Origin of the sequence: Archaeoglobus profundus DSM 5631, assembly GCF_000025285.1 — an archaeon.
GTDB lineage: Archaea > Halobacteriota > Archaeoglobi > Archaeoglobales > Archaeoglobaceae > Archaeoglobus_B > Archaeoglobus_B profundus.
Genome location: NC_013742.1, coordinates 1 through 2801, shown reverse-complemented (window position 1 = coordinate 2801; position 2801 = coordinate 1). Strand labels below are relative to the sequence as shown.

Annotated in this window: 5 protein-coding genes; 1 reads left to right on the top strand and 4 read right to left on the bottom strand. The window is 39.8% G+C overall.

Annotation, left to right across the window (positions count from 1 at the left end):
• Positions 1-13 precede the first annotated feature (13 nt).
• The 4 genes from ARCPR_RS09270 to ARCPR_RS09880 all read right to left on the bottom strand — a co-directional run bounded on the left by ARCPR_RS09270 (position 14) and on the right by ARCPR_RS09880 (position 2067).
• Positions 14-304, bottom strand: a complete 291-nt coding sequence (locus ARCPR_RS09270) for a hypothetical protein (protein WP_148208761.1) — start codon at positions 302-304, stop codon at positions 14-16.
• Positions 252-1388: a MarR family transcriptional regulator gene (locus ARCPR_RS09265; RefSeq protein WP_148208760.1), complete on the bottom strand. Its 1137-nt coding sequence runs from the start codon at positions 1386-1388 to the stop codon at positions 252-254. Before ARCPR_RS09265 ends, ARCPR_RS09270 begins: the two co-directional genes overlap by 53 nt.
• 89 nt (positions 1389-1477) lie before the next feature.
• Positions 1478-1885: a hypothetical protein gene (locus tag ARCPR_RS09260; protein WP_012766394.1), complete on the bottom strand. Its 408-nt coding sequence runs from the start codon at positions 1883-1885 to the stop codon at positions 1478-1480.
• A gap of 5 nt (positions 1886-1890) precedes the next feature.
• Entirely contained in the window at positions 1891-2067 is a 177-nt protein-coding gene (locus ARCPR_RS09880) for a hypothetical protein (protein WP_012766393.1), read from the bottom strand.
• A gap of 125 nt (positions 2068-2192) precedes the next feature.
• On the opposite strand from ARCPR_RS09880, the gene ARCPR_RS09255 reads away from it, so the two are divergent.
• Positions 2193-2786, top strand: a complete 594-nt coding sequence (locus ARCPR_RS09255) for a hypothetical protein (RefSeq protein WP_012766396.1) — start codon at positions 2193-2195, stop codon at positions 2784-2786.
• Positions 2787-2801: the final 15 nt, after the last annotated feature.

The window sequence follows — 2801 nt, the reverse complement described above, 5'->3', positions numbered from 1 at the left end:
CTAATAAGAGGCATTAAACTAGTAAATAAGACAAATCCCATTCCGAATAGGATCCAAGAAAAACAAGCCCCAAAGGTGGAGGATTTTCCTGAGGTTTTCTTAGCTTAGGGCTTATAGTGTAAAATGGAACTCTGACAAGCCAATACCAAGCTAATTTGGGGTCTTTCTCTTTGTCTGTTCCCTCTAAAGCTGAGTTGAGGTTTTTGATGATGTATTTTTTAATGTAGTCGGAAACTGAAGCGTTAGCTCCATCAAAAAGTTCCATCCTTCTTATTACCCTGTAAATCTGGAGGCAGATTCTCAAAAACCCATTTACCGTTTTCGTCCTTGTAAACCTTTGTTATCCAATTTACAGGTCCTTGATAACCCTTGTGCTTCTTCTTGTATCTCAGATAGCGTTTTAGGAGCTTCTTTCCAAGCTTATTAAATACCTTAACTTCTTCAGGCTTTAGACGATTGTTTACCGTCTTTTGGATATGATGACCCATGTTTTCAAGGAATCTAATGACTTTATCGTCTAACCAAAGCGTTAGCTCCCTCTTATCCATTATTCTTGAAATTCCGAAGAATACAATATGTTTATGGAAGTTTAAGCTCTCCTGTGGCTCATTTCCGACAATAGACGGTGGAGTAAAACCATAACGTCTTTTAAGCCAATTCCTAAGCCTATGGAGGATATAGCTAAGAAGATATTGCTCTATCTTTAGCGGAAAGATTGGAGGAAGCGTTACCGTCAAAAATACCCCAACATCATAGTTTTCTGAAGCTATCTTCCAAGCCTCGTCATACTTGGCTAACAGGAGCTTGATGTACTCAGGTGAGTTAAAACGTGTCCTGTAAGGCTTGGTAACAACTACCCTTGTTTCTGGGTCCATGAAAACAAGCACTTTATCGCTGATATTTTCGAGCCATGTGGTGAAGTTTAGAACCAAAAGCTCCTTATCTATCGGCTCAAACCTCTCAACGGGCTTTGTAAGTAGTCTAATGGCAATTTCGAACCATTCACGGGAAGCTCGATAGTTGGTGATGAGGTGTTTCGTGCACCCGAGCCTATTGTTCAAGTCAACTTCGGCTTGCTTGCTCCATTCTGGAAGCGTTTCCGCCAAAAAGCGAAGACCTTCAAGCGTTATTTTGGCAAAACGGTAATTTCCTATTGTTTTTGTCTTAACAAATTCTTTCTCTTCGAGTTTATCGAGAATTCTATGGACTTTCTTGTAAATTTCTCTTTTGGAGGCTTTAGGATACAGCTTTTTACGTAAGAACCGAGCTAACTGAGTTACTGTCAATCCTGTAAGCTCCTCTCTAAGCCTTAGTAAAACTACGGCTTCTTCAAGGTGATCTTTCGAAATGGCAAACTTTAAATTGTCTCGTAGCTTACTCCCATTCAAGGGGGGTCGCCTCATCTCTGCTTTGTTTTATGTGGGGGCCGGCGGTCCGCATACCGCCGACCCCGAAAAACCAACGTTTGACATATTATTTAAGAATTCCTAAATTTCTCAGCTTCTTTCTCTGCCTCCTGTAACGCCCAAACACAGTGTCTATATCGCCAAAGTTTGCTATTTCTTAAAATGTCCAATGGCAAAATCTCGAACATTTTTTTGAGCCATGAGAGGTTTTTAGGACACTTTGGCAACTCTTCAGCTTTTGTTTCGTCTTTTCTTTTTTCTTCTTTCTCTTCTTTCTCCAAAAGATCAGCTAATGTATTTGCTAAGGCCTCTTGGACAGCTTCTCGGACTTTGGCCTTTATTTCTTCAATTTTTTTATCGAACTCTTCAGCAGTAAGGAGAGCACTTCCCGTAGCTTCCTCCTCGTCTATTTCCTCCTCTTCCTGTCTCCTCTCCTCTACAACTTCCTCTTCAATTCTACCAACCTCTTGACTACCCACATCTATCACCTCCTCAAAGATTTGACAAGCTCACATGCAAGGCTAAGGGCAATAGCGTTCAAAGGGTCCTTTAACAGCAAATTGATTACCCGAGACTTCGACAAACCCAAAACTCTACAATATTCTTCCAGATTTTCATAGGAAAGAGGTTCAATGCTAACATTTATAGTTACGTGGGCCATGGAATGTGTATTACTATATGATATTTAACATTTTTTATTGAAAAATATGGTTAAAAATGGTTAAAAAAGTTATGGTCTCCAACAGTTAAGCTAACCTTAGCTAGATAGGTTAGAGGTGAACTAAGATGTCTAAGGAGTGTTCCCATCAAGAGGCGGTAAGAGAAGTGGTAAGAACGCTCAAAGAATATGGATACATCGTTAAAACGGAAGCTTGGGCTAGCACAATTTTAGGACATAGAGACTGTTACATAGACAGTTCGGGAGATTTTGACGTCGAGAGATGGTATAGAGACTTCAAGTTTAATGTAGCTAACATGTTCCTTGGAAGACATAGCCCATGGATTAGCATACACAATCCTAACTTCCAGACAAGGCTAGATGTAGTGGGGTTATACTACGCTGACTGCGAAGAGCTGTCTTTGTATAGTTTTTTTGCTAGGACAGACCCATTTGAAGTGGCTAAAAGAACTATACTGGTAGAAGTTGAGCATAGACACTCTCTCGAGGAGGCTATAAAAAGGATAAAGGATTACCCAGCTGGGAGAAAAGTTATACTCTGGACTGGTGGAGAGATAGGAGGAGTGCTTGAGGAAATTCCTATAGTAGTGGCAAAGAAGTATGAAGGTGATTGTTACATTTCTTTAGAATTTACTGATATTTTGGAGGAGCATATAAGAGAAATTAAAGGAAAAAATAGACATAAATGGCTACCTTTTTAAAGGCATAAACAGAGT

What these genes read in the sequence shown, in the direction of transcription:
- ARCPR_RS09255 (WP_012766396.1), top strand. Translation starts at nt 2,193, where the DNA reads ATGTCTAAGGAGTGTTCCCATCAAGAGGCGGTAAGAGAAGTGGTAAGA.
- ARCPR_RS09880 (WP_012766393.1), bottom strand. Translation starts at nt 2,067, where the DNA reads ATGGCCCACGTAACTATAAATGTTAGCATTGAACCTCTTTCCTATGAA.